Annotated in this window: 24 protein-coding genes; 6 read left to right on the forward strand and 18 right to left on the reverse strand. The window is 62.9% G+C overall.

From position 1 onward, the window contains the following. Positions 1-7 precede the first annotated feature (7 nt). Positions 8-1,942 (reverse strand): 5-dehydro-2-deoxygluconokinase, encoded by a 1,935-nt coding sequence (gene iolC / locus EJ076_RS05990; protein ID WP_126067248.1) that lies wholly within the window; start codon positions 1,940-1,942, stop codon positions 8-10. 173 nt (positions 1,943-2,115) lie between these two features. Continuing rightward, positions 2,116-2,844, reverse strand: coding sequence for an SDR family oxidoreductase (locus EJ076_RS05995; RefSeq protein ID WP_126067249.1), 729 nt, complete (start codon positions 2,842-2,844; stop codon positions 2,116-2,118). Between the two features lie 138 nt (positions 2,845-2,982). Between EJ076_RS05995 and EJ076_RS06000 the strand changes: the two genes are divergently transcribed. Next, on the forward strand, positions 2,983-3,873 hold the full coding sequence (locus tag EJ076_RS06000; RefSeq protein WP_126067250.1) for an AraC family transcriptional regulator: 891 nt from the start codon (positions 2,983-2,985) through the stop codon (positions 3,871-3,873). On the opposite strand, the gene EJ076_RS06005 is transcribed toward EJ076_RS06000, so the two are convergent. Further along, positions 3,870-4,715, reverse strand: a complete 846-nt coding sequence (locus EJ076_RS06005) for a MurR/RpiR family transcriptional regulator (protein ID WP_164548822.1) — start codon at positions 4,713-4,715, stop codon at positions 3,870-3,872. The two genes, EJ076_RS06000 and EJ076_RS06005, sit on opposite strands and share 4 nt — an antisense overlap. Positions 4,716-4,871: 156 nt before the next feature. On the opposite strand from EJ076_RS06005, the gene EJ076_RS06010 reads away from it, so the two are divergent. Further along, the gene (locus EJ076_RS06010) at positions 4,872-5,981 is read left to right on the forward strand and encodes a Gfo/Idh/MocA family oxidoreductase (RefSeq protein ID WP_126067252.1); all 1,110 of its coding nucleotides are present in this window, start codon (positions 4,872-4,874) and stop codon (positions 5,979-5,981) included. A gap of 33 nt (positions 5,982-6,014) precedes the next feature. On the opposite strand, the gene EJ076_RS06015 is transcribed toward EJ076_RS06010, so the two are convergent. Then, complete coding sequence (locus tag EJ076_RS06015) at positions 6,015-6,716, reverse strand: YafY family protein (protein WP_109667022.1); 702 nt, start codon at positions 6,714-6,716, stop codon at positions 6,015-6,017. 129 nt (positions 6,717-6,845) lie between these two features. Here EJ076_RS06015 and EJ076_RS06020 point away from each other — a divergent pair, with 129 nt between their 5' ends. Beyond that, entirely contained in the window at positions 6,846-7,481 is a 636-nt protein-coding gene (locus tag EJ076_RS06020; protein ID WP_126067253.1) for a LysE family translocator, read from the forward strand. A gap of 53 nt (positions 7,482-7,534) precedes the next feature. Here the strand turns inward: EJ076_RS06020 and EJ076_RS06025 are convergent, their stop codons facing one another. The 8 genes from EJ076_RS06025 to EJ076_RS06060 form a co-directional block, all read right to left on the reverse strand. Further along, a complete protein-coding gene (locus EJ076_RS06025) occupies positions 7,535-8,626 on the reverse strand; it encodes a 3-deoxy-7-phosphoheptulonate synthase (protein ID WP_126067254.1) in 1,092 nt (363 codons plus the stop codon). A 224-nt stretch (positions 8,627-8,850) separates the two neighbouring features. Continuing rightward, a complete protein-coding gene (locus tag EJ076_RS06030) occupies positions 8,851-9,117 on the reverse strand; it encodes a type II toxin-antitoxin system Phd/YefM family antitoxin (protein WP_109667723.1) in 267 nt (88 codons plus the stop codon). Between the two features lie 81 nt (positions 9,118-9,198). Continuing rightward, complete coding sequence (locus EJ076_RS06035) at positions 9,199-9,993, reverse strand: SDR family oxidoreductase (protein WP_126067255.1); 795 nt, start codon at positions 9,991-9,993, stop codon at positions 9,199-9,201. A gap of 31 nt (positions 9,994-10,024) precedes the next feature. Continuing rightward, positions 10,025-11,020, reverse strand: coding sequence for an inositol 2-dehydrogenase (iolG, locus tag EJ076_RS06040; protein ID WP_126067256.1), 996 nt, complete (start codon positions 11,018-11,020; stop codon positions 10,025-10,027). Between the two features lie 111 nt (positions 11,021-11,131). Next, complete coding sequence (locus EJ076_RS06045; protein WP_126067257.1) at positions 11,132-11,899, reverse strand: ATP-binding cassette domain-containing protein; 768 nt, start codon at positions 11,897-11,899, stop codon at positions 11,132-11,134. A 2-nt stretch (positions 11,900-11,901) separates the two neighbouring features. Next, positions 11,902-12,978 (reverse strand): ABC transporter permease, encoded by a 1,077-nt coding sequence (locus EJ076_RS06050; RefSeq protein ID WP_126067258.1) that lies wholly within the window; start codon positions 12,976-12,978, stop codon positions 11,902-11,904. A gap of 101 nt (positions 12,979-13,079) precedes the next feature. Beyond that, a complete protein-coding gene (locus EJ076_RS06055) occupies positions 13,080-14,021 on the reverse strand; it encodes a sugar ABC transporter substrate-binding protein (RefSeq protein ID WP_126067259.1) in 942 nt (313 codons plus the stop codon). Positions 14,022-14,362: 341 nt separating this feature from the next. Further along, positions 14,363-15,394: a LacI family DNA-binding transcriptional regulator gene (locus EJ076_RS06060; RefSeq protein WP_126067260.1), complete on the reverse strand. Its 1,032-nt coding sequence runs from the start codon at positions 15,392-15,394 to the stop codon at positions 14,363-14,365. Between the two features lie 168 nt (positions 15,395-15,562). Between EJ076_RS06060 and EJ076_RS06065 the strand changes: the two genes are divergently transcribed. Genes EJ076_RS06065 through EJ076_RS06075 form a run of 3 tightly spaced genes read left to right on the forward strand, consistent with a single transcriptional unit; the run spans position 15,563 to position 18,256 of the window. Beyond that, positions 15,563-16,654 carry a fatty acid desaturase family protein gene (locus EJ076_RS06065; protein WP_126067261.1) on the forward strand — a complete coding sequence of 364 codons (1,092 nt, stop codon included), beginning with the start codon at positions 15,563-15,565 and terminating at the stop codon, positions 16,652-16,654. Between the two features lie 52 nt (positions 16,655-16,706). Further along, positions 16,707-17,021, forward strand: a complete 315-nt coding sequence (locus tag EJ076_RS06070; RefSeq protein WP_126067262.1) for a MocE family 2Fe-2S type ferredoxin — start codon at positions 16,707-16,709, stop codon at positions 17,019-17,021. Continuing rightward, on the forward strand, positions 17,018-18,256 hold the full coding sequence (locus EJ076_RS06075) for an FAD-dependent oxidoreductase (RefSeq protein WP_164548552.1): 1,239 nt from the start codon (positions 17,018-17,020) through the stop codon (positions 18,254-18,256). Before EJ076_RS06070 ends, EJ076_RS06075 begins: the two co-directional genes overlap by 4 nt. Positions 18,257-18,288: 32 nt before the next feature. On the opposite strand, the gene EJ076_RS06080 is transcribed toward EJ076_RS06075, so the two are convergent. From EJ076_RS06080 to hslV, 6 genes are all read right to left on the reverse strand, one after another. After that, on the reverse strand, positions 18,289-19,248 hold the full coding sequence (locus EJ076_RS06080) for a DUF1402 family protein (RefSeq protein ID WP_109667715.1): 960 nt from the start codon (positions 19,246-19,248) through the stop codon (positions 18,289-18,291). 233 nt (positions 19,249-19,481) lie between these two features. Then, complete coding sequence (hslU, locus tag EJ076_RS06085; protein ID WP_126067264.1) at positions 19,482-20,795, reverse strand: ATP-dependent protease ATPase subunit HslU; 1,314 nt, start codon at positions 20,793-20,795, stop codon at positions 19,482-19,484. Between the two features lie 4 nt (positions 20,796-20,799). Continuing rightward, the gene (locus EJ076_RS06090) at positions 20,800-21,399 is read right to left on the reverse strand and encodes a DUF2585 domain-containing protein (protein ID WP_126067265.1); all 600 of its coding nucleotides are present in this window, start codon (positions 21,397-21,399) and stop codon (positions 20,800-20,802) included. 49 nt (positions 21,400-21,448) lie between these two features. Continuing rightward, positions 21,449-22,609 (reverse strand): hypothetical protein, encoded by a 1,161-nt coding sequence (locus tag EJ076_RS06095; protein WP_109667002.1) that lies wholly within the window; start codon positions 22,607-22,609, stop codon positions 21,449-21,451. Continuing rightward, positions 22,606-23,121: a GNAT family N-acetyltransferase gene (locus EJ076_RS06100; protein ID WP_126067266.1), complete on the reverse strand. Its 516-nt coding sequence runs from the start codon at positions 23,119-23,121 to the stop codon at positions 22,606-22,608. The genes EJ076_RS06095 and EJ076_RS06100 overlap by 4 nt, the downstream gene beginning before the upstream one ends. Beyond that, positions 23,111-23,662: an ATP-dependent protease subunit HslV gene (gene hslV / locus EJ076_RS06105; protein WP_126067267.1), complete on the reverse strand. Its 552-nt coding sequence runs from the start codon at positions 23,660-23,662 to the stop codon at positions 23,111-23,113. Before hslV ends, EJ076_RS06100 begins: the two co-directional genes overlap by 11 nt. Positions 23,663-23,679: the final 17 nt, after the last annotated feature.

The raw sequence follows: 23,679 nt of genomic DNA on the forward strand, positions 1-23,679 counted from the left end.
GGCCTTCTTATGCCGCCTTGCGGCCGCGCGCGGCAAGCCACGCTTCGGTCAGCTGTTCGAAGCGCTGCGCCATGTCGGCGATCGCCTCGTCATCCGACATCTTGCCGGCCAGCCATTGTTCTGCCGCATGGACGAAGATGGTGCGGCCGACGGCAAAGCCCTTGACGATAGGCGCCTTGGCGGTAGCGGCGAACGCCGCTTCCAGCTCGTCCTGCGGCGCCTCCAGGCCCAGCAAGACGACGCCGCGGCACCATGGATCGTGCTTCAGGATCACCGCTTCGATCTTGGCCCACGCCGCTGCCGAAGCCTGTGGCTCGAGCTTCCACCAGTCCGGCTTGATACCGAGCGCATAGAGCTCTTCCAGCGCGCGCGGGATCGTCGTGTCGTCGAGCTTGCCATGCTTGCCAGCAATGATCTCGATGAGAAGTTCTCTGCCTACTTTCCGCGCGCCTTCGAACAGCGCGCGCAGCTTCTGCTGCTGCTCTTCCTTCAGCGCCGCCGGATCGTCGGGATGGTAGAAGCACAGGCACTTGATGCAGTGATCGACCGGCCACTCCACCAGCTGCGAGCCGATGTCCTGCGAGAATTCAAAGCGCAGCGGTCGCGACCCCGGCAATTCGACTGGCCGCCCGAGCCAGGCGAAGGAATGCCTAGCGAATTCGAACATCGCCTCGCGGCCATGCTTCTCGTCGATCAGCATGCCGTAGCCGTCGCGTCCGGCGGCGACCTTCGCCGCGGCCTTGACCGCCAGCACCTTGAAATCGTGGATGCGGGCCGGATCGGCACCGGCCTTCGCCGCCACATCCTCGAGCTGCACGCGGTGGTCGCAGGCGAGCGCCATCAGCGAGGGGATGTCGCGCCGGCGCGTCGTTGCCCAATGGATGTGGTTGATCGCCTCATCCTTGCGCAGCGCCAGATGCTTGCTGCCGTTCTTGAGGAAGAACTGGAGCTCGTCGAAGGTCGGATATTCCGGTGCGCAGAGCAGCCGCGACACGGCGAAGGCGCCGCAGGCATTGGCCCAGGTCGCTGCCGTCGCATGGTCTTCGCCACCCAGCCAGCCGCGCAGGAAGCCGGACATGAACGCGTCGCCGGCGCCCAGCACATTGTAGATCTCGATCGGAAAGCCCTTGCCGACGACACCGTCTTCCAGGTCGTCGCTGATCGGTCCGTCATAGACGATGCAGCCCATGGCGCCGCGCTTCAGAACGATGGTGGCGGACGACAGCGAGCGGATCGTCTTCAAGGCACTGAGGCAATCATCGGCGCCCGACGCGATCATGATCTCTTCCTCGGTGCCGACGATGAGGTCGCAATCGGGCAGCACCGTCTTCAGCTGGGCCGAGACCCGGTCCGATTTCACGTAGCGCTCGAAACCTTCGGCGTGGCCGGCGAGGCCCCATAGATTGGGCCGGTAGTCGATGTCGAACACCACCTTGCCGCCCTTGGCTTTCATGATGCGGATCGCCTTGCGCTGCGCGGCGTCACTGTTGGGGCGGGAAAAATGCGTGCCGGTGACGACGATCGAGCGGGCCGAGGCGATGAAGGCCTCGTCGATGTCTTCCGGCGCCAGCGCCATGTCGGCGCAGTCCGAGCGGTAGAAGATCATCGGCGATACGCCTTCGTCCTCGACCGACAGCAGCACCAAAGCGGTCAGCCGCTCCTTGTCGGTCTTCAGCCCGTCGACATTGACGCCTTCACGCCTCAGCTGCTCGCGGATGAAGCGCCCCATCTGCTCATCGCCGACGCGGGTCAGCAGCGCCGAGCGCAGGCCGAGCCTGGCCGTGCCGACCGAAATGTTGGCCGGGCAGCCGCCGACCGACTTGGCGAAAGAGGTGATATCCTCCAGCCGCGAGCCGATCTGCTGGCCGTAAAGGTCGACGGAAGCGCGACCGATGGTGATGACGTCGAGCGGCGCCTGTTTCGCGTCCACGGCTTCGCTCATTGGAACCTCCCGTCGGCCTTGTTGTCTTGGGGTACACGCGCGAGCGGCAGCGTGGCGCCGGGAATATGAAATAATAATTCCAATCCATAGTCAATATGGAATGAGCATTCCTTCTGTGAAAAGTACCACCAGGTGTCGCGTGCAGGAAGAGGCTTTGGCGGGTCTGGCTCCGTTCACCACGGAAGCGGGCCATCGTCGTTGAAGTACCCGGCGTTCGGACCATCGGCATCCAGGGTCGCCAGATGGATGACGATCTCGGCCGCTTGCTGCACGGTGCGGTGGCCCTTAAATCCATTCAGGTCGGTGGCGGTATATCCGGGCGCCGCTGCATTGATCTTGATGCCCTGCGGCGCAAGCTCGCGGGCGAACGCGACGGTGATGGCATTCAGGGCGGTCTTGGAGCTGCCGTAACCCATCAAATTGACTGACTGGTTCGGCGTGCCGGAATCGAGCGCGCGCCCAATGGATCCCGTGGAACTGCTCACCATCACGATGCGGGCGGCCGGCGCGGCAAGCAGCAGCGGCAGGAAGGCCTGGGTCACGCGGATCGGTCCGAAGACATTGACGTCATAGGTGGCCCTGACATCGGCAAGATGCTGTTGGCTCGGCGGCAGCTCGTAGTTGATGGCGATGCCGGCATTGTTCACCAGCACGTCGAGGCAAGGGCTCTCCGCCCCGACAGTCCTGGCTGCAGCCGCCACGCTTTCGTCCTGTGTGACATCCAGCCTAAGCCACTCAACATCCAGACCTTCCGCGCGCAATTCCTGCGCCGCCGCCATGCCACGCTCGGCATTCCTGGCGCCAAGCCACACCTTGAAGCCCATCGTCGCCAGACGCCGGGCGATTTCGTGGCCGATGCCCTTGTTGGCGCCCGTCACCACAGCGGTTTTCGATCTCGTCATTTGGGTTCTCCATCTCTCCATGTCGAAGACCCAGAGATGGCGCCCCGTGGGAAACGCCGCGCGCCGAAAACTCTCCAGCTCTTGCCTAATCCTCTCATATGGATTGCGCGGCGCACCTGGATGCGCGATGCTTAGGTTATGAGCGAGGCACTGCAAGAGTTGATCGATATTGCCGGCCGTCATGCGCGCGGACGACGAACGACCACGGCGATCCCCCGCGTTTCAATCGGCCGCAGCGAAGTCGCCACGGCACCAATGGCGGGGGTATGGGGGTCGGGGGTGCTGTTTGTGCTGCAGGGCGCGAAAACGGTTCTGATCGGAGACCGGACCCTTCGATACGATCCCGCCAGCTATTTCATCTACACTGTCGACACACCCACCATCAGCCAGTTGGTCGCGGCGAGCTCCAAACATCCTTACCTGGCGATCGGCTTCACTCTCGACCTGCAGGCCGTCGCCGCCCTCCTTGTCGAGCACGAGCCCGCGCTCGGCGGCGACAGTTTCTCCACCTCACCCGTCAATGAGGACCTGCTCGACGCATTGCGTCGAATAATGCGGCTGCTCGACCGGCCAGCGGAGATCCCTGTGCTTGCGGCCATGCTCGAACGCGAGATGCTGTTTCGGCTGCTGCAAGGCCCGCAGGGCGGAAAGCTTCGCCAGCTTGCGCGTGCCGACGGCCATCTGTCCCGGATTGGCCAGGCGATCGCCTGGATCCGCACACATTGCCATCAGCCGATCCGGGTCAGCGATCTGGCCGAAATCGCCCATATGAGCGACGCTGCATTCTACCGCCACTTCAAGGCGGCGACGGCCATGAGTCCGATCCAGTATCAGAAACAGATCCGGCTGCTGGAGGCCCGCCATTTGCTGCTTGCCCAGCCAGGCAATGTTGCAAGCGTCGCTTTCGCCGTCGGCTATGAGAGCGCTTCCCAGTTCAGCCGGGAGTATGCCCGCCAGTTCGGCTCGCCGCCCGCGCGCGACGCAGCGCGGCTTTCAGCGGCAGGCGAGGTGGCCGTAGAGATCATCTAGACCTTGCGCTTGCGGCTCGTGTCGCGTCGCTTCTCGCCGACGCCGACGGTCAATGCCATGGCCAGTGCCATCGTTGCCGACAGCGAACGGAAGCCGGCGAAATCCGCCTCGGCGACCTCGAACCAGACCTTGGCGAACTGGGCGAGCGGCGAAAACGAGCTGTCGGTGATGGCGACGATCGGCACGCCCTGTTCCGAAATGCTGCGCGCCTCGTCGATGGTGGCCGGGGCGTAGGGCGAGAAGGAGATGGCGATGACGGCATCCGCCGGCGTGGCGAAACCGATCATCTCGGCATTCAGGCCGGCCGCCGATTCGATCAGCTGGTTGCGGATTTTCAGCTTGCCCAGCGCATAGGCGATGTAGGATGCCACAGGATAGGAGCGGCGCTTGGCCAGCACATAGATGGTCTCGGCCTTTGCCAGCAGGGAGATCGCGTCTTCCAGATGTGCTTCGTCCAGCGTGCGCGAGATATCGTTGAGCGAGGTGCTGGCGGCGGCGACGAAGCCGTCGAAGATCGCCCGGTGGCCGGCGCCGCCTTCGGCCTTGGCGCGCAGCGCCTGCAGCCTTTCGTCATAGGATGAGTTGCGCTCGCGCAGCCGCTCGCGAAACACCTGCTGCAGGCTGGTGAACCCGTCGAAGCCAAGCTGCTGGGCAAAGCGGATCAGGGTCGATGGCTGCACGCCGGCCGAAGCGGCGATGCTGGCGGCGGTGCCGAAGGCGATATCGTCTGGATTGTCGAGCGCATAGGCGGCGATCTGGGCAATGCGCTTCGGCAGGCTTTCGCGCCGATCGAGGATCGTTGCGCGCAGCGTCTCGAAGTCGCGAGGTACCCGTTCGTCCATCGTCGCTCTGTCCAAGCTCATGCGTGAAGCGTCCCTCTGTGCCTTATCATAGCCAGCCTGCGCAAGAACGCCATAAAAAATGAGGCAGACATTCCATTCCCAGAGAAAATGGACTAATTCATCCACGCAACGCTTCAGGCAGTGGAGAAACGGAAAATGGTCGGCGTCGGTCTCATCGGCACGGGTTTCATGGGCAAGTGTCACGCCATCGCGTGGAGTGCCGTCGGCGCTGTCTTTCCGGACGTCGCCAAGCCACGGCTTGTCCATCTCGGCGAGGTCAATGAGGAGCTTGCCCGACGCAAGGCAGGCGAGTTCGGCTTCGCCAAGGCGTCCGGCGACTGGCGCGCCGTCGTCAACGATCCGGACGTCGATATCGTCTCGCTGACCACGCCCAACCAGTTCCATCCGGAAATGGCCATCGCGGTTCTTCAGGCCGGCAAGCATCTGTGGTGCGAAAAGCCGATGGCGCCGAGCTTTGCCGAAGCCGAGGCGATGGCAGCGGCGGCCAAAAAGTCCGGTAAGATCGCGGCGCTGGGCTACAATTACATCCAGAGCCCGGCCATCCGCCACATCGGTGCGCTGCTCGACGAGAAGATCATCGGCGAGGTCAACCATCTGCGCATCGAGATGGATGAGGACTTCATGGCCGACCCGGAGGCGCTGTTCTTCTGGAAGCACGAAGCCGCTTCCGGCTATGGCGCGCTCGACGATTTCGCCGTGCATCCGCTGTCGCTGGTTTCCGCCCTGTTCGGTCGCGTCGCCAGCGTCATCTGCGACATGGCCAAGCCCTATGCCGACCGCAAGGTGGCTAGCGGCGGGCGCCGCGCGGTCGAAACCTACGACATCGCGAGCGTCTTGATGCACCTGGAAAATGGCATTGCCGGCACGCTGCTGGTCAACCGCTCGGCCTGGGGCCGCAAGGGCCGCATTGCCATCCAGATTTTTGGCTCGAAGGGGGCGATCCTGTTCGACCAGGAGCGGATGAACGAATTCCAACTCTATCTCACAGCCGATCGCCCGACCGAACAAGGTTACCGCACCATATTGGTGGCGCCGCACCACAAGCCCTACGACGCCTTCCTGCCGGCGCCCGGCCATGGGCTCGGCTTCAACGATCTCAAGATCATCGAATGCCACGAACTGCTGACGCGGCTTGCCGGCAAACCGGCGCGGCTCATCGAATTCGCCGAAGGGCTGGAGATCGAGCGCACCGTGCACGCGATGGCGCGCTCCTTCGAGGAAAGGCGCTGGGTCGATGTGAAGTAGTCTCGCACCCGGTTTTCGCTTCGCGAAGGTGCTTCAGACGGCGGCGGTCGAGGTGTTTGTCTCCCAGCCGTTGACCCAGACCTGCCGCAACCGATCGCCTTCGCCCTTGAAGCGCAACCCCGTCGCCTGGCAATCCTCGATCCGGTCGCTGCGGAAATTGCGGATGGCCTGGCGCAGCTCGCACCAGGCGACGATGTTGGCGGTTTCGGCGTAATAGATCAGGGCGATCGGCCGGACGAGCCGCTCGGAGGCGCGGCCCATTTCGTCGCGATAAGAGAGGTCGAGCTTCTCCTCGTCACGGATGGCGCGGCGCACCAGCGCCAGGTCGATCGCACCGGTCGAAGGCGCGGCGAACCCCCACGCATGCAGCGCATTGGCGTCGAATGCCTGTCGCAAGGGCGGCGGCACCGCGCCGGCGATCTTTGCACTGACGCGCTTGGCCGCCTGCTTGAGTTCGCTGTCCCCCGTGCGCTCCAGCAGTGCCAGCGACAGGACGATCGCCTCCATCTCCTCGATCGAAAACATCAGCGGCGGCAGGTCGAAGCCGGGGCGCAGGATGTAGCCGATGCCGCGCCCGCCTTCGATCGGCACGCGCATCGCCTGCAGTGCTGCGATGTCGCGATAGATCGAGCGCACCGTCACTTCCAGTCGCTCGGCAATCGTCGCCGCCGTCACCGGCTGCCGCGCCAGCCGTACGATCTGGATGATCTCGAACAGGCGTGACGCCTTGCGCATTTTTCACTCGGGGTTCCGATCGCAACTGACACACCATCGTCAGTTGGGCTGACCTATAGGAGCGCTTATCGAGTTGAGAATCAACACATTCCGCTGCGGTCTGGCCGGGCGAAGCGACAGGCAACTGACATGGGCTACGCGGAAAATCTCTGGCTTTTCTGTCTCCTCCTCTTCGGCATCATCATCGTGCCCGGCATGGATATGCTTTTCGTGCTTGCCAATGCGCTGACCGGTGGCGGCAACAGGGGACTTGCCGCGACCGGCGGCATCATGCTGGGCGGCATGGTGCACACACTGAACGGCGCGCTCGGCGTCGGTCTGCTGATGCATTTCGTGCTGATCCTCTACAATCCGCTGCTGATCGCCGGCGCCGCCTACATGGCCTTTATCGGGCTGACGCTGATGCGTAGTTCGATCAAGGTCGGCCATGATGGACCTGCCGGCAGTCGCTCCGCATGGAAGGCGTTTCGCCAGGGGGTGGTGATCTGCCTGATCAATCCAAAAGCCTATCTCTTCGTCTTCGCGGTCTACCCGCAATTTCTGAAACCGGACTACGGTCCGATCTGGATGCAGGCTTCCATCATGGGATTGATGACGATCGTCATGCAGTTTGCCGTCTATGGCGGGCTAGCAATCACTGCCGGTCGCAGCCGCAATCTGCTGGTCGCAAATCCCCAGGCGACCGCCTTTGCCGGCAGGGCGGCGGGGCTGCTTCTGGTTGCGATTTCCGTGCTGACCGCATGGGAGGGGCTGAGGGCGGCGTAGTGCCGGCTGAAACCGGAACCGCCGCCCTTCCCATGCCGCCATCCGTATCCGTATCAGGCGGCTCCCTGGCGGCTGTCGATCATGGCGCGGCGCGCTGAGCGGCGCCACTCGACGGCGCCGGCTAGGCCGTGCAGCACCGTCTCGGTGGTCACCCAGTCGATGCAGCCATCGGTTATGCTCTGGCCATAGACGAGCGGCTTGCCTGCTACGACGTCCTGCCGGCCGGCGACGAGGTTGCTCTCGATCATCACGCCGATGATTCGCTCGTCGCCCGCCGCGACCTGGCCAGCGACATCAGCCGCCACCTTGGGCTGGTTCTCGGGCTTCTTCGAGCTGTTGGCGTGGCTGACATCGATCATCAGCCTGGGCGCGACGCCGATGCGGGCGAGTTCGGCGCTGGCGGCCTCGACGCTCGCCGCGTCATAATTCGGCTGAACGCCGCCGCGCAGGATAACGTGGCAGTCCTCATTGCCGGTGGTCGTCGCGATGCCGCTGCGTCCGCCCTTGGTCACCGCCATGAAATGATGCGGCTGGGCGGCGGATTTCACGGCCTCGGCGGCGATCCGCAGATTGCCGTCGGTGCCGTTCTTGAAGCCGACCGGGCAGGACAGGCCGGAAGCAAGCTCGCGGTGGATCTGGCTCTCGGTCGTGCGCGCGCCGATCGCACCCCAGGCGACGAGGTCGGCAATGTATTGCGGCGTCGTCATGTCGAGGAATTCGGTCGCTGCCGGCAGGCCGAGATTGTTGACGGCGGACAGCACATTGCGCGCCATCCTCAGTCCCTTGTCGATGTTGAAGCTGCCGTCGAGGTCGGGATCGTTGATCAGGCCTTTCCAGCCGACCGTCGTGCGCGGCTTCTCGAAATAGACCCGCATCACGATCTCGAGTCGGTCCGACAGGCTCTCGCGCAGCGCCGCCAGACGGCTGGCATAGTCCACGGCGGCGACCGGATCGTGGATCGAACAGGGGCCGACGATGACGAGCAGCCGGTCGTCGATGCCGTTCAAGATGGCATGGGTTGCGTTGCGTGATGCACTGACGGTGCGCGTCGCCGTCAAGGTGCGCGGGATTTCCCGCATCACCTCGTCCGGTGTGCTCAGTTCTCGGATTTCCTTGACCCGGAGGTCGTCTGTGGTGGTCAACACGGCTTTCTGCTCCTGTTTGGGAAACCTGCCGGCTGAAAACAAAAAAGCCGCCAGGTATGGCGGCTGTTTGGATCTTGTTGCTGCAATCTTCAGATCGAGCGCAATCCTCCCGCCGCCAGCGAGCTCCTAAAGTACCAATACGTGGCGGTCAGGTTGATCATGCGGCTCATATAGTCGAAGCGGAGGCGTTTGTCACGTGCCCTGATGGCAACCGAGCAACAACCTCACAACGGCAGATCACACGGTTCGTCACGCTGACGCCCAAGGGTGAGATCGGCGCCGCGCAGCGGCGACTTCAGCAGGAACTCCGCCAGCGTACCCTTGCGCGCGGTCTTGCGCTGCCATTCCTCGGCCGAGACGACAACCACGCTTGGTTTGCCGTTTCTGGTGATCGTCTGCGGCGAAGACTGCGCGCGCTCGATCACCTCCGAGAGCCGGGCTTTTGCCCCCGCGACCGTCCAGTTGGTACTCTCTTTGGGCGCAGACGGCATCTCGACCTCCGTGACCATTCTGACCATATGGAATGGCGATGCGGCGGCAACAGGGGGCTGATTTGCTTCTGGACGTGAGGCCTACTCGGGCGACGACCCCGCAATGCTCTGGTCGTAGTCGACCAGCGATCCGGTCATGACGCCCGACTGCGGGCTGACCATATAGCTGATCAGCCGGGCAAGCTGGTCCGGCTTCACCAATTGCCCCATCGGCTGCGCAGCCTCGGCCTTTGCCAGCCAGTCGTCGGGTGCATCGTGCCATTTCCTCTGGACGATATCCTCACCCTCGGTGTCCATCCAGCCGGGCAGCACCGCGTTGCAGCGGATGCGGTTATAGCGATAGGCGTTGGCGACGTTCTTGGTCAGCGTCATCAGCGCTCCCTTGCTGGTCGAATAGGGCGTCAGGAACGACTGGCCGGTATGCGCCGACATCGACAGCACGTTGACGATGGAGCCGGGCGCCTTCTTCTCCAGCAGATGCGCCACCACGCCCTGCATCAGGAAGAACGGCCCCCGCACATTGGTGTCGAAAATCATGTCGAACAGCTCTTCGCTGGTTTCGACCAGCGAACCGCGCGCCGATGTCGCGGCGGCATTGACCAGGGCGTTGATGGTGCCGAAATGCGAGATCGCGGTGGCGACCGCGCGCTTGCAGTCCGCCACTTTTGACACATCGGCGCTGATGAAGATCGCATCGACGCCTGACTTCTTGAAATGGGCGACGGCCTTGTCGCCCTTCTCCTGCGAGCGGCCGATAAGCGCCAGTGCCCGGCAGCCTTCGTCGGCCAGTGCCTCGGCGACGGCAAAGCCGATGCCTTGCGCGCCGCCGGTGACGATGGCGCGCGTTTTTGAATTGCGATCGGCTGTTGCGCTCATCGCTCTGCTCCTGTGCCTTGGACCCGAATTCTTACTTGTCGAGGCGGACGGTCTTGCCTGTCGTCGCTGACTTCAGCGCCGCATCCGCCAGCTTCAGGGCCACTAGCCCGTCCGCGCCGCTTGGTGCCGCCTTCTTGCCTGACGTTGCCGCTGCGATGAAGGCAGCGATCTCATTGGCATAGGCGTCGAGGTAGCGGGTCATGAAGAAGTCGTGCAACGGTGGACGCGTATAGCCCTTCTCGTTGGCCAGCTCGATCGACACTGGGCGCTGGTTCTCGGCCGCGACCATGCCTTTCGAGCCATGCACCTCGATGCGCTGATCATAGCCATAGGTGGCGCGGCGCGAGTTGGAGATGACGGCCTGCTTGCCGGAAGCGGTTTCGAGGATGACGCTGACGCTGTCGAAATCGCCGGCCGCACCGATCTTCTTGTCGACCAGCACCGAGGCATGCGCGCTGACCGCCACCGGCTCTTCGCCGAGCAGGAAGCGTGCCATGTCGAAATCATGGATGGTCATGTCGCGAAAAATGCCGCCCGAACGCTTGATGTAGTCGATCGGCGGCGCGCCGGGATCGCGCGAGGTGATGGTGACCATCTCGACGGTGCCGATGGCGCCGTCGTCGATCGCCTTGCGCACGGCGGCGAAGTGCGGATCGAAGCGGCGGTTGAAGCCGACCATCAGCGTCGCCTTGGTCTTCTCGACCACGGCCAGGCACTTCTCGACGCGCTTGACGTTGAGGTCGATCGGCTTCTCGCAGAAGATAGCCTTGCCGGCCTTGGCGAAACGCTCGATCAGGTCGGCATGGGTGTCGGTCGGCGTGCAGATGACGACGGCGTCGATGTCCTTGGATTTCTCAATAGCGTCGATTGTGCGCACTTCGGCGCCATAGGCCGTCGCCAGCTCGGTCGCTGCCTTCTCAAACGCATCGGCGACGGCAACCAGTTTGGCCTGTGGGTTGGAGCCGACGGCGCGGGCGTGGACCTTGCCGATGCGGCCGGCACCGAGGAGGGCGAAGCGGAGAGTCATGGAATGTCCTTTGAGGGTGGTTCGAAGCGGGGCGCCGGTCATGGGCGCGGGTGATTTGCGGTCAAGACAAGATCGACAGGGAGGCGGTGACCACCGCCTCCGCGCCCGGCCTCAAGCCGCGAGTTCGGCCTCGCCGGTCTTGGCGCCGGTGATGTAGGAGACGATATCGTTTCCGTCGGTGTCCTGCTTGCGCAGATTGGCGACGATGCGGCCGCGCCGGAACACGACGATGCGGTCGCAAAGGTCGAACACCTGGCGCATGTTGTGGCTGATCAGGATCAGCGGCTCGCCATTGTCCTTCAGCGTGCGGATGATGTTTTCGACCTGCGCGGTCTCCTGAACGCCGAGTGCGGCCGTCGGCTCGTCCATGATGATCAGCTTGGAGGCGAAAGTCGCGGTCCGGGCGATCGCTACGCACTGGCGCTGGCCGCCGGACATGTGGCGGATGGTGTTGGACAGATTGGGGATCTTCACCGCCGTGCGGATCAGCGCCGCTTCCGTCGCCTTGCGCATGTACTTGCGGTCGAGGATCGAGAACGGCCCGAGGTTGAACAGCACCTTTTCGCGGCCGAGGAACAGGTTCGACGGCACGTCGAGATCGTCGGCCAGCGCCAGGTTCTGGAACACGGTCTCGATGCCCGCCGTGCGGGCCTCGATCGGCCCGGTGAAATTCACCTCCTTGCCGTCGAACCAGATCTGGCCGCTGGTGCGCTGCTCGACGCCGGTGATCTGGCGCACGAAGGTCGACTTGCCGGCGCCGTTGTCGCCCATGATGGCGACATGCTCGCCCTTGCGCAGCTCGAAGTTCGCGCCTTCCAGCGCATGCACGCCGCCATAGCGCTTGGTCAGGTTTTCGGTCTTCAGGACGATGTCTGACATGGTCAAGCCCTCATTGCCCGCAGGCGTTGGCGCCACTGGTCGAGAACCACCGCACCGACGATGATCACGCCCTTGACCATCTCCTGGTAGTAGGCGTCGAGGCGCAGGAAGGTGAAGCCGGAGATGATGACGCCGAAGATCAGCGAGCCGATCACCGTGCCGATGATCGAGCCGCGGCCGCCTGACAGCGAGACGCCGCCGATGACCGCCATTGCAATGGCATCGAGTTCGTACATCACGCCCATGCCGGACTGAGCGGTGAGGTTCTTGGAGCTCAGCACCACGGCGGCGAGTGCTGCAAGCACGCCGGCGATGACGTAGACGAGGATCTTGTGGTTGGCGATCTTGATGCCGGACATGCGCGCGGCGTCCTCGTTGGAGCCGATCGCGTAACAGTGCTTGCCGTATCGTGTGTAGGTCATGATCAGCTGGAACAGCACCGCCAGCGACAGGAAGATGATGACGGGCATCAGGCCCTTGCCGATGGCCGCGAAACCCTCGGTGGGAAACGAGATCGGCTGGCCCTTGGACCACCATTTGGCGATGCCGCGCGCGGTGACCATCATGCCGAGCGTGGCGATGAAAGGCGGAATGCGCGTGTAGGCAATCAAGGCGCCGTTGACCAGGCCGGCAAACAGGCCGCAGCCGATCGCCACCAGCACCGGCACGATGACGGGCAGGTCGGTCCAGCCCTGGGCAAGGAACATCGCCTTGGGATTGGGGTTGCCGTTGACCGTCGCCACCTGGGCAAAGCTCATGGCGATCATGGCGGTCGCGCCGACGATCGAACCCGAGGACAGATCGATGCCGCCGGTGATGATCACTTGCGTCACGCCGATGGCGATGATGCCGACGATCGAGACCTGCAGGATGATGATCTGCAGCCGTGCCTCGTTGAAGATCGCGCTGACGTCGCTGCGGGTGTTGAACAGGAAGCTGTCGCCGAGAAAGATGCGGCCGATCAATTCGAAGACGACAACAAGAATGACGAGCGCCAGGAAAACATTGAATTCGGCCGGCCATGTGCGCTTCTTCGCATCATAACTGACCCCGCCGACGCCATGAGATGTCTGTGCCACGTATTCTGTCCTCCGTCGGCCGCGGTCGCCCCTCGCTGCCTTGCCGGCGCTGAGGGAAAGAGGAGCGGCGCTGCGTGAGCGCCGCTCCGTATGCCCGCTGCTCAGTTCTTCTTCAGGAACTTGTCGATGTTGGCCGGCGTCACCAGTTGGAAGGGGACGTAGACCTTGTGTTCGACCTTCTCGCCCTTGGCCAGCTTGAGCGCCGCATCCAGTGCGCCCGCGCCCTGGCCGGCCGCGTCCTGGAACACGGTTGCGTCGAGGTCGCCCGCCTGCATCGCGGCAAGCGCGTCCTGGGTGGCGTCGACGCCGCCGACGACAACCGACTTCATGTCGATGTTGGCGGCCTTCATCGCCTGGATGGCGCCGATGGCGCTTTCGTCATTGTTGGCGATCACGCCATCGAACTTCTTGCCAGTCGACAGCCAGTTGGTCATCAGGTTCTGGGCCTCGTCGCGGTTCCAGTTCGACGTCTGCTTGTCGATGATCTTGATGAAGCTGCAATCCGGCGTCGCGATCACCTCTTCGATATCCTTGGTGCGCTGCACGGCGGCCTGGTTGGAAAGCTCGCCCATGATCACATAGACATTGGCTTCCTTCTTGCCGGCTTCCTTGAACAGGCGGCAGACTTCCTTGGTCTCGAGCGTGCCGGAATCGGCCTCGTTCGAAGCGACGAAAGCCTGGTTGTCCGGCAGTGTGTCGACATTGACCGGCTGGCGGTTGACATAGACGAGCGGGATCTTGGCGGCCGCCGCGGCATCCGACATCGCCTGCGTGGCCGAGGTGTCGACCGGATTGACGATGATGGCGTCGACGCCCGAGGCGGCGAAGTTCTTGATCTGGTCAAGCTGCTTGGCAACGTCGTTCTGCGCGTCCTCGACCTGCAGCTCGACGCCGCTCATGCCCTTGGCCTGCGCGATCATGCCGTTGCGCAGCACGGTCAGGAAGTTATCGTCGAATTTGGCCATCGACACGCCAACCTTGGCGGCCATGGCGGATGAGCTCATCAGCGCCGCGAAAGCGACGCCCAAAATCAGTTTCTTCATTGTCTCTCTCCTCCACATGCTGGTGTCCGGTTTCACCGATTTATCCGGAATCCCCGATCTCCCCGGGGAACCTCTCCCTGATGTCGTTTCTGTTCCGGGTGACGCCTTGCCGTTTGCTGGAACGCCAGGCCCTCTGTTTGAACCAGATGCGCCGGAACGAAAGAACCAAAATACACAGTTGGTGAAATATTTATTCCATTTTGCCGTGAGGCGTCAAGGGAGATTCCAAAATCCGATGCGCGATTTTCGGACGATGGGCACTTGCCGCCGGTCGCCGGCGATCAGCCGAGGCCCTCGCAGCATCGCCAATGGCACTACGGTCGAATTCGAAGCTCGAGAGCCTAAATATTCTCAGGCAGATAGATGTCGAACGGCAGGAAGGTCTGGCCAGGCGCGTTCGCGGCACCCGTCTCGATGGCGTGCGCCATCAGGTCGACCAGTTCGCGGCAGAGTGCCGCCAGCGGCGTGGAGATCACCATCGTCAGGATGCCATCCGCCAAGGCGGAACGCGATGTCGCGTTGATCTCGTTGCAGATGACCGCGGGCATCTCGGCCGGTTTTGCCTGCCTGAGCGCTGCGACCGCGCCTTCCATGCCGCCGCCGGCGACATAGCAGCCAACCAGATCAGGGTGGCGGCCAAGGAGATCGAGCAGCGTGTCCTGCGTGATCTCGTTGGCTTCCAGATTGACCAGTGTTTCGAGCAAGGTGAATTCCGGCGCCTGCTCGCGAAAGAAGGAGCGAAAGCCGATCTCGCGCAGCTCGTGGCCATGGAAGCGATGGCTGCCAACAAAAAGGGCAACCTTGCCCGGCCGTTTCGCCGCCTTCGAGATCATCCAGGCCGCGCTGCGGCCGACCTTGCGGTTGTCGAGGCCGACATAGCCCTCGCGGATGCCGGCGGCGAAGTCGGACAGCAGGGAAAACACCGGCAACCCTTTGGCCTTCATCTCCTCGACGGCGACCGTCAACGTCGGGTGATCCGGCCCGACCAAAGCGACGGCCCTGCATTTGGCCGCCAGTCTGCGCGCGCGCTCGACGATTTCATCGGGGGTCAGCGAATCCGCAAAGTCGATTGTGGCAACGCCGCGGAAACGTGGCGATCGCGACACGGCAAGTTCAAGCTCGCGGGCGAACTCGCTGTAGAAGACATAATTGCCCTTGAGCAGCAGGAAGCCGAGCCGGTACTCGGGCAATTCATGCCGCATCCGCTGCTTGATCAGGCCTGCGGCGTGATAGCCGATCTCGGTCGCCGCCTCGTAGACGCGGCGCGCCGTTTCCTCGCGCACCGGCAGGCGGCTGTTGAGCACACGGTCCACTGTGGCAACACTGACGCCGGAGATGCGCGCCAGGTCAGTGATGGTCGGCCGTTTCGCCATGCTTGCCTCATTGGATTGCCTGAGGCTTTCTACATCATTCTGATAGGAAATGATAGAAACTATCTTTGTGATGTTGAGTCTATCATGGGCTAGCGCTATTTTCAGGCTCGAAGCCAATGAGTGGCTGGCATTCGCTATGGCGAGCGCCGTTTGCCGTGGGAGGCAATCATGACCGCAACACCGTCCCGGCGGGACTACAGCCTGACCGGCCGCGACGCGAAGCTCGCCGTCGAGACCGGCCTGTCGGCGGCCGAATGGTATCACACCGATGTGTCCCGCAAGCAGATGAAGGAGCTGATGCAGCGCTCCGACGGGCCGGCGATCCGCGATACCATCATCTGGTTTGCCGCCCTGATCGTCAGCGGTGCCGGCGGCGCCTGGTTCTGGGGTAGCTGGTGGTGCGTGCCGTTCTTCTTCGTCTATGGCGTCCTTTACGGCTCCTCCACCGATTCACGCTGGCATGAATGCGGTCATGGCACCGCCTTCCGGACGCAATGGATGAATGATGCGGTCTATCAGATCGCCTGCTTCATGATCATGCGCAATCCGGTGACCTGGCGCTGGAGCCACACGCGTCACCACACCGACACCATCATCGTCGGCCGCGACCCGGAAATCTCCGTCATGCGGCCGCCGGACCTGGTTCGCGCCATGCTGGGCTTCGTCGGCGTGCTCGACGCCTGGCATGCGATATCAGACATGCTGCGCAACGCCGCCGGCAACATCAGCGCGGCGGAAAAGACCTTCATTCCCGAACAGGAGCAGCCCAAGGCGATCCGCATCGCCCGCATCTGGACGGCGATCTACGCCGCCACCATCGCGCTGGCGCTGTATTCCGGTTCGTTCCTGCCCCTGATGCTGGTCGGCCTGCCCAGGCTCTATGGCGCCTGGCATCACGTCATGGTCGGGCTGCTGCAGCATGGCGGCCTGGCCGACAATGTCACCGACCATCGGCTCAACAGCCGCACCGTCTACATGAATCCGATCAGCCGCTTCATCTACTGGAACATGAACTACCATGTCGAGCATCACATGTTCCCGATGGTGCCGTATCATGCGCTGCCGAAGCTGCACGAACTGATCAAGCACGACCTGCCGGCGCCGACACCGTCGATCCTGGCCGGCTACCGCGAGATGATCCCGGCCTTCCTGCGCCAGTTGCGCAACGAGGACTATTTCCTCAAGCGCGAGCTGCCGCCGACCGCCAGGCCTTATCGAGAGGAATTCCACGACAACGCCGTCGCCGCTGCGGCGGAATGATTGCTAGGTCGTCCGGATTTCCAGGGGAGGCCCGATTTTGAAGGAGAAATCAATGAGCGACTGGGTTGAGGCCTGTGCCACTGGCGACATCGACGAGGAGGACGTGATGCGCTTCGACCATGGCGGCCGCACCTTCGCCATCTATCGCAGCCCCGACGATGAGTTCTTCGTCACTGACGGCCTGTGCACGCACGAAAAGGTGCACCTGGCCGACGGGCTGGTGATGGATGACATCATCGAATGCCCCAAGCACAATGGCCGCTTCAACTACAAGACGGGTGACGCCCGCGGCGCGCCGGTCTGCGTCAACCTGAAGACCTATCCGGTCAAGGTCGACGCCGGCAAAGTCCTGATCCAGATCGGATGATTGATATGGCGCGGGGAATGGTCATCATCGGCGCCGGCGAATGCGGTGGGCGCGCAGCGCTGGGGCTGCGCGAGCTGGGCTATGATGGGCCGGTGACGCTGGTCGGCGACGAGCCGCATCTGCCCTACGAGCGCCCGCCGCTGTCCAAGGACGCGATGGTCAGCGAAGCGCCTGAAATCAAGGCGATCACCAGCGACGCAATTCTGGCTGAGAAGTCGATCCGGCATATCCATTCCGTTCAGGCCGTCGCGATCGACCGTGCGGCGCATGCGGTGCGCCTGTCGGACGGTTCGGCCCTGCCCTACGAAAAGCTCCTGCTGGCAACCGGTTCGACGCCGCGCAAGCTGCCGATGCCGGGGCTGGGTCCGCGCTGCGTCTATCTCAGAACCTTCACTGACGCGCTCGCCATTCGCGCGCATCTCAGCGCCGGCAAGCGTATCGCCGTCATCGGCGGCGGCTTCATCGGTCTCGAACTCGCCGCCGCGGCCCGCAAGCTCGGCGCCGCGGTCACCGTCATCGAGGCGCAGCCCCGCATCCTGATGCGCGGCGTGCCAGCCGAGATCGCCCAGATCATCCATGATGCGCACGTCGCCGAGGGCGTCGACATCCTGTGCGGCGACGGCATCGCGTCCATCGCCGACGATGGCAACGAGGTGCGGATCACACTTGTCGGCGGACAGGAGATATCAGCTGATCTGGCCGTCATCGGCATCGGCGCCGTGCCGGTGACCGGGCTTGCGGCCGAAGCCGGCCTGGCGATCGACAATGGCGTCGCTGTCGATGCCGAGCTGCGCAGCAGCGATCCCGACATCCTTGCCGCCGGCGATTGCTGTTCGTTTCCGCTCGCCGTCTATGGCGGCCGCCGCGTGCGGCTGGAAGCCTGGCGCAACGCCCAGGAACAGGGCGCGCTGGCAGCCAGGAATATGCTGGGCGCCGGCGAGGCGCATGCGGCGGTGCCGTGGTTCTGGTCGGATCAATACGGCCTGAGCCTGCAGATCGCCGGGCTGTCCGACGAAGGTCGCAGCACCGTGCGCCGCGATCTCGGCGATGGTGCCTTCATCTTGTTCCATCTGGCCGAAGACGGCAGGCTGGTGGCGGCCAGCGGCATCGGCCCCGGCAATGCGGTCGCCCGCGACATCAGGCTGGCCGAAATGCTGATCGGCAAGCGGGCCAAGCCGGCGCCGGAAGCGCTCGGTTCGCAGGCGGTCAAGCTGAGGTCGTTACTGGCGGCCTGAGCGGCGACAGCTAGGAATACAGGGCGAAGACCCTAGAACAGCGCCTTCAGCTCCGGCAGCTTGTCGTTGACCAGCCAGCCGTAGTAATTCTCCTCGGGCAGCTTTACCGGCTCGCCTGCGGCCCGGCGCCTGTCGTTCTCCGCCTTCAGGGCATAGGCGCGCTGCTCCGGATTGCCGACATTGTAGAGCGTGGCGGTCAGCCCCGGATTGCCCGAAATGTCGAAACCGGCAATGCTCTTGTAGGCGTCGATCGATTTCCTGATCGTCGCGGCGACGTAAGGCAGCGTCAGATCGGGATCCATGATGGTCTTGTAGACCGAGTTGGGATCGCCGACGTCGAGCTTCGGCAGGCCCGAAACCTTGTGCACCAGATCGCTCATCTGCAAGGCGGTCAAAGGATTGAGCTGGCCGAGGCCGAAGGTCTGCCCGGCATAATAGGGCTGGAAGAAGGTGGCGCCGAAACGATCGTCGGGAAAGCTGGTCCCGCCAACTGACTTGCCGCGAAACGAATGGTTCCACACCTGCTCACGGCATTCCCACAGATCGTAGCTGTCGGACATCCCGGCGCATTTCTTGAATTCGGGCCGCTGCACGAAATCGGTGATGTCCTCGCCGTCATAAGCGAAGGAGAGCTTGCTGGAGAGGTAGGAGATCGCCTTGACATAGTAGGTCTGCAGCCGGTCGTAGGCGTCGACATTGTAGGTATGCTCGCCGACGATGGCGCCGACAATATGCATCGAATCGATGCCGTAGGCGGAAGCGGCCTTCCTGATCTTGCCGCGCAATTCGGCGTCGTTCTGCAGCAGGGCGTAGACCTTGCGGTATTTCGCCTGGAAGGTGGTGTTGGTGGCCTGCGTGCGCCGGCTGGAGGCGCCGGGAATGTCAGGCTGCTCGGTGTTGCGGTTTCCCGGCGGCACCAATGTCGCCGCCTCGGTCGCGAACAGCGTCGCCGCCAGCGTCAAGCCGAGAATGATCAGGATCAGTTTTTTCATGCGCCGCCGCCCAAGCAATTCCAGGAAAAGTGTGAAACGGTTTCCGTCCGGAATTGCGTCAACCAAGAGATCGAGAATTGCCGCGCAAACTAGGTAAAGCTCTTGGTCGAGTCGAGAGCACCCCTTCACCCGGCACTACGAAAGGTGGCCAGATGGTACCATCTGGCCACACATGATTTTGCTTGCCGGAAAATGTTGCCTCGACCGGCGCCGGAACGTTCCGGCGCCGTCGTTTAAAGGATGAATCGCGACAAATCTGTGTTTCGCGACAGATCACCGACATGCTTTTCCACATAGGCGGCGTCGATGGTGACGCTGGTGCCGTTGCGGTCGGGCGCGTCGTAGGAGATTTCGTCCAGCACTCGCTCCATCACCGTCTGCAGCCGCCGGGCGCCGATGTTCTCGACGCTTGCGTTGAGGTCGACAGCGATGCCGGCCAGCGAATCGATGGCGTCGTCGGTGAAGGTCAGGTCGACGCCCTCGGTCTTCATCAGAGCGATATACTGCTTGATCAGGCTGGCCTCGGTCTCGGTCAGGATGCGGACGAAATCGTCCTTCTCCAGCGCCCGCAGCTCGACCCGGATCGGCAAGCGGCCCTGCAATTCCGGCAACAGGTCTGACGGCTTGGAAACGTGGAACGCACCCGAGGCGATGAACAGTATGTGGTCGGTCTTCAACGGCCCGTATTTGGTCGCCACCGTGGTGCCTTCGATCAGCGGCAGCAGGTCGCGCTGCACGCCTTCGCGGGAAACGCCGGCGCCCATGCCGCCTTCACGCGACGCGATCTTGTCGATCTCGTCGAGGAAGACGATGCCGTCATTTTCCGTCGCATCGAGGGCCCGGCGCACCACTTCGTCCTGGTCGAGCAGCTTGTCGGATTCGTCGTTGACCAGTAGCGCGTAGGACTCCTTCACCGTCGTCTTGCGCGTCTTGGTCTTCTTGCCGCCCATCGCCTTCGACAGCATGTCGTTGATGTTGAGTACGCCGATATTGGCGCCCGGCATGCCGGGTATCTCGAAGCCGGGCATGCCGCCATTGCCGGTGTCGGCGACCTCGACCTCGATCTCCTTGTCGTCGAGCTCGCCGTCGCGCAGCTTCTTGCGGAAGCTATCGCGGGTGGCCGGGCTCGCCGTCTTGCCGACCAGCGCTTCCAGCACGCGTTCCTCGGCGTTGACGTGGGCGCGTGCCTTGACGTCCTCGCGCATCTTCTCGCGCACCAGGCCGATGGCGATCTCGACCAGGTCGCGGATGATCTGCTCGACGTCACGGCCGACATAGCCGACTTCGGTGAACTTGGTCGCCTCGACCTTGACGAAAGGCGCACCGGCCAGACGCGCCAGGCGGCGCGAGATCTCGGTCTTGCCGACGCCCGTCGGCCCGATCATCAGGATGTTCTTCGGCATCACCTCTTCGCGCATCTGGCCTTCCAGCTGCTGGCGGCGCCAGCGGTTGCGCAAGGCGATCGCCACGGCGCGCTTGGCGTCCTTCTGGCCGATGATGAAGCGGTCGAGTTCCGAAACGATTTCGCGGGGAGAGAAGGTGCTCATATCACTAAATTCCACTTTGCCACTGCTTGATGGCCTCGAACGGATGCAGCAGCATGATCACGTTGAGTGTCAGATTGTCCCGGATGAGATAGCCGGTACCGAGTTCGAAGATGATAGCGAGGCTGACGATCACCCATATAGGTAGCCTTCGCGCCATCACAAATCCCAGCACCATGGCCAGTGTGTCGGACACCGAATTGATGATGCTGTCGCCGTAATAATCGAGCGAGATGGTGCCGGCGCGATAGCGGTCGATGATGAACGGGCTGTTCTCGAGCAGCTCCCAGCCGCCCTCGATGAGGACGGCGAAGGCCAGCCTCAAGCCGATCGGCGAGCGTGGGAACATGAATCGCGCCAGGGCATAGAACAGGAAGCCGTGGATGATGTGCGAGAACGTGTACCAGTCCGAAATGTGCTGGGAATTCTCCGAACTCTGCACGACGCCATGCCAGAGCTTGACGTAGCCGCAGGTGCAGATCGGTGTCCGGCCCATCAAATAGAGCGTGACGGCCTGGGCAATGATCAGCCCAAGCACGATCAGCAGCCCCATCCGCCAGCTGCTTTCGTAGGCCGAGAGGTCTTTGTCCTCGCCGGATGCGTTCATACCCTATTGCCTCTCTTCCGCGTCGCCGTCTCGACCATCACAAAGCCCGTCACGCCTTCAGCGGCGGTAGCCGGCGGATCACGGTCGCCGGCAAAGTGGGTTTGACGACAATCCGCCGGATACGCTGCCAGCCAGCCCCGAACAGAATAATCAGCGCGCCAACAACGACCAGGATCAAGGCAAAAGGCGGGATACCCGTCGAATCGGAGGCGGAATTCACCAGATAATAGATGCCCAGCGAGCCGAAGTAAGCCAATGTAGGAACCAGAAGCGAACGGCGGTCTATGGCAAGCGCGACATAGAGGAAGCCAAGGATCAGAATCGTCAGCATGATGGTTGCATTGGCATCCGGCGCGATATGTCCGAATACGACGTTCTGGCCGGTTGCCATGATAAAGAGTGGATGCACCAGCATGGGCGCCGAGACGACATGCAGCCAGAAAGCGCAATCGGACCAGATCTTGCGTCGATCCCTATCGTAAATGTCAAAAGCTACACCCGTTGCGAACACGATCAGGCCGCAGATCAGCGGCATGTAGAGTGCGGCGCGGAGCAATTCGGGCACATCCTCAAGGCGCGGCGGCGCAATCGCGCCCGTTGTCACACTGTCATACAGGATTATCGCCGTTTGCAGGAAGGCAAGCAGTGTGAAGGCAATGGCGATAGCCCCGGCAATGATCGGGACGCGAAAGCGCCAGAAATAGATCGCCGCCGCAATTATTCCTCCGCCCAGGAACAGATATCCGGCCCGGGATGCCGTCTGGCGCAACGCCAATAGCTGCCAGATAGTCTCCGGCTTGCGAATGCCGAAGCTGGCCTCCACTTGCAGCGCCAGAGCGACCAGAATGGCGGCCATGAAAATCAGGGCAAGCACGGACGACGATAATTTCATCCGGTGCTGACGTGTGACAATTTCGGCGAGCCCCCAGGTGAAAACCGCGAGGATGCCGGCGATCCAGAATGTCTGGCCTGGAAGCAAGGTGGTGAGGACAAAGAAGAAGCCGGCGCTGAGCAGAACGGTTCCCACAGTGACGAACAGATCGTTGCCGCCGCCGACCAGCCGCAGGTTTTCCTCGTCACCCTCGTCATCGGCGCGCCTGGCCTCGGGGGCGAGAGCGACCGCGCGTTCCATGACCTCCAGCTGATCCCGCGTGGTTTGCGAGATCAGACCTGCTGCAACTGCCTTATCGAGTGTTTCAGCGCTGATCAACTGGGCTCCTGCGGTGCTTCGCACGCCATCATCAGGGCTGGCCCGTATTCCGTTGTTCTGGTGTCAAAGGCAACAAAGCCGGCCTTTTCATAGGCGCGGATGGCCCTGATATTGGCGGGGTTGGGGTCGATGATGACGCGAGGCACGCCTTCCTCGAACAGCTGTTCGACGAACTGCCGCACGATCGCCGAGCCGTGGCCGAGCCCGATCAGCTCCGGCCGGCCGATCGACAGGTCGATGCCGAGCGTGCCGAACGGCTGGTCGGCATAGGGATGGTCGTCTTCCAGATGCGGATCGTAGCTTTGCAGATAGGCGATCGGCTTGCCGTCGAGCTCGACGATCAGCGGCTCGACGGAAATGCTATCGATGTGGTCGCGAATCCCGGCGATTTCCGTCTCGGGATCGTCCCACCACTCGGCAACATGCGGCTCGGCCAGCCAGCCGGCGATCATCGGCAGGTCTTTTTCCGTCACCGGCCGAAAATCATAGGTCACCACCTCTTCAGGCGGCATCGAGCGTTTCGATAACGAAATTGTTGTTGGTGTAGACGCAGATGTCGGACGCGATCTGCATCGCCTTGCGGGCGATCTCCTCGGCATCCTTGTCAGTGTCCATCAGCGCGCGCGCTGCCGCCAGCGCGTAATTGCCGCCCGAACCGATGGCCATGACGCCAAATTCGGGTTCGAGCACGTCGCCGGTGCCGGTCAGCGCCAGCGAGACCGACTTGTCGGCAACCAGCATCATCGCTTCCAGCCGGCGCAGATAGCGGTCGGTGCGCCAGTCCTTGGCGAGCTCGACACAGGCGCGCGTCAGCTGGTCGGGATATTGTTCGAGCTTGGCTTCGAGCCGCTCCAGAAGCGTGAAGGCGTCGGCGGTGGCGCCGGCGAAACCGGCAATCACATTGCCACCCTTGCCGATGCGGCGCACCTTTTTGGCGTTGCCCTTCATGATGGTCTGGCCAAGGCTGACCTGGCCGTCGCCGGCGATCACCACCTTGTTGCCCTTGCGCACCGTCACGATGGTCGTGGCGTGCATGGTCAGTTGATTGGACATTTCCTGGCTCCGAGCAG

Origin of the sequence: Mesorhizobium sp. M7D.F.Ca.US.005.01.1.1, assembly GCF_003952545.1 — a bacterium.
GTDB lineage: Bacteria > Pseudomonadota > Alphaproteobacteria > Rhizobiales > Rhizobiaceae > Mesorhizobium > Mesorhizobium loti.

Bases quoted from the DNA above. Each gene is read 5' to 3' on its own strand.
- EJ076_RS06100 (WP_126067266.1), bottom strand. From the start codon at position 23,121: ATGCCGCCTGAAGAGGTGGTGACCTATGATTTTCGGCCGGTGACGGAA.
- iolC (WP_126067248.1), bottom strand. From the start codon at position 1,942: ATGAGCGAAGCCGTGGACGCGAAACAGGCGCCGCTCGACGTCATCACC.
- EJ076_RS06000 (WP_126067250.1), top strand. From the start codon at position 2,983: ATGAGCGAGGCACTGCAAGAGTTGATCGATATTGCCGGCCGTCATGCG.
- EJ076_RS06065 (WP_126067261.1), top strand. From the start codon at position 15,563: ATGACCGCAACACCGTCCCGGCGGGACTACAGCCTGACCGGCCGCGAC.
- EJ076_RS06055 (WP_126067259.1), bottom strand. From the start codon at position 14,021: ATGAAGAAACTGATTTTGGGCGTCGCTTTCGCGGCGCTGATGAGCTCA.
- EJ076_RS06070 (WP_126067262.1), top strand. From the start codon at position 16,707: ATGAGCGACTGGGTTGAGGCCTGTGCCACTGGCGACATCGACGAGGAG.
- EJ076_RS06060 (WP_126067260.1), bottom strand. From the start codon at position 15,394: ATGGCGAAACGGCCGACCATCACTGACCTGGCGCGCATCTCCGGCGTC.
- hslV (WP_126067267.1), bottom strand. From the start codon at position 23,662: ATGTCCAATCAACTGACCATGCACGCCACGACCATCGTGACGGTGCGC.
- EJ076_RS06005 (WP_164548822.1), bottom strand. From the start codon at position 4,715: ATGGACGAACGGGTACCTCGCGACTTCGAGACGCTGCGCGCAACGATC.
- hslU (WP_126067264.1), bottom strand. From the start codon at position 20,795: ATGAGCACCTTCTCTCCCCGCGAAATCGTTTCGGAACTCGACCGCTTC.
- EJ076_RS06045 (WP_126067257.1), bottom strand. From the start codon at position 11,899: ATGTCAGACATCGTCCTGAAGACCGAAAACCTGACCAAGCGCTATGGC.
- EJ076_RS06035 (WP_126067255.1), bottom strand. From the start codon at position 9,993: ATGAGCGCAACAGCCGATCGCAATTCAAAAACGCGCGCCATCGTCACC.
- EJ076_RS06080 (WP_109667715.1), bottom strand. From the start codon at position 19,248: ATGAAAAAACTGATCCTGATCATTCTCGGCTTGACGCTGGCGGCGACG.
- EJ076_RS06015 (WP_109667022.1), bottom strand. From the start codon at position 6,716: ATGCGCAAGGCGTCACGCCTGTTCGAGATCATCCAGATCGTACGGCTG.
- iolG (WP_126067256.1), bottom strand. From the start codon at position 11,020: ATGACTCTCCGCTTCGCCCTCCTCGGTGCCGGCCGCATCGGCAAGGTC.
- EJ076_RS06010 (WP_126067252.1), top strand. From the start codon at position 4,872: ATGGTCGGCGTCGGTCTCATCGGCACGGGTTTCATGGGCAAGTGTCAC.
- EJ076_RS06090 (WP_126067265.1), bottom strand. From the start codon at position 21,399: ATGAACGCATCCGGCGAGGACAAAGACCTCTCGGCCTACGAAAGCAGC.
- EJ076_RS05995 (WP_126067249.1), bottom strand. From the start codon at position 2,844: ATGACGAGATCGAAAACCGCTGTGGTGACGGGCGCCAACAAGGGCATC.
- EJ076_RS06075 (WP_164548552.1), top strand. From the start codon at position 17,018: ATGATTGATATGGCGCGGGGAATGGTCATCATCGGCGCCGGCGAATGC.
- EJ076_RS06030 (WP_109667723.1), bottom strand. From the start codon at position 9,117: ATGCCGTCTGCGCCCAAAGAGAGTACCAACTGGACGGTCGCGGGGGCA.
- EJ076_RS06020 (WP_126067253.1), top strand. From the start codon at position 6,846: ATGGGCTACGCGGAAAATCTCTGGCTTTTCTGTCTCCTCCTCTTCGGC.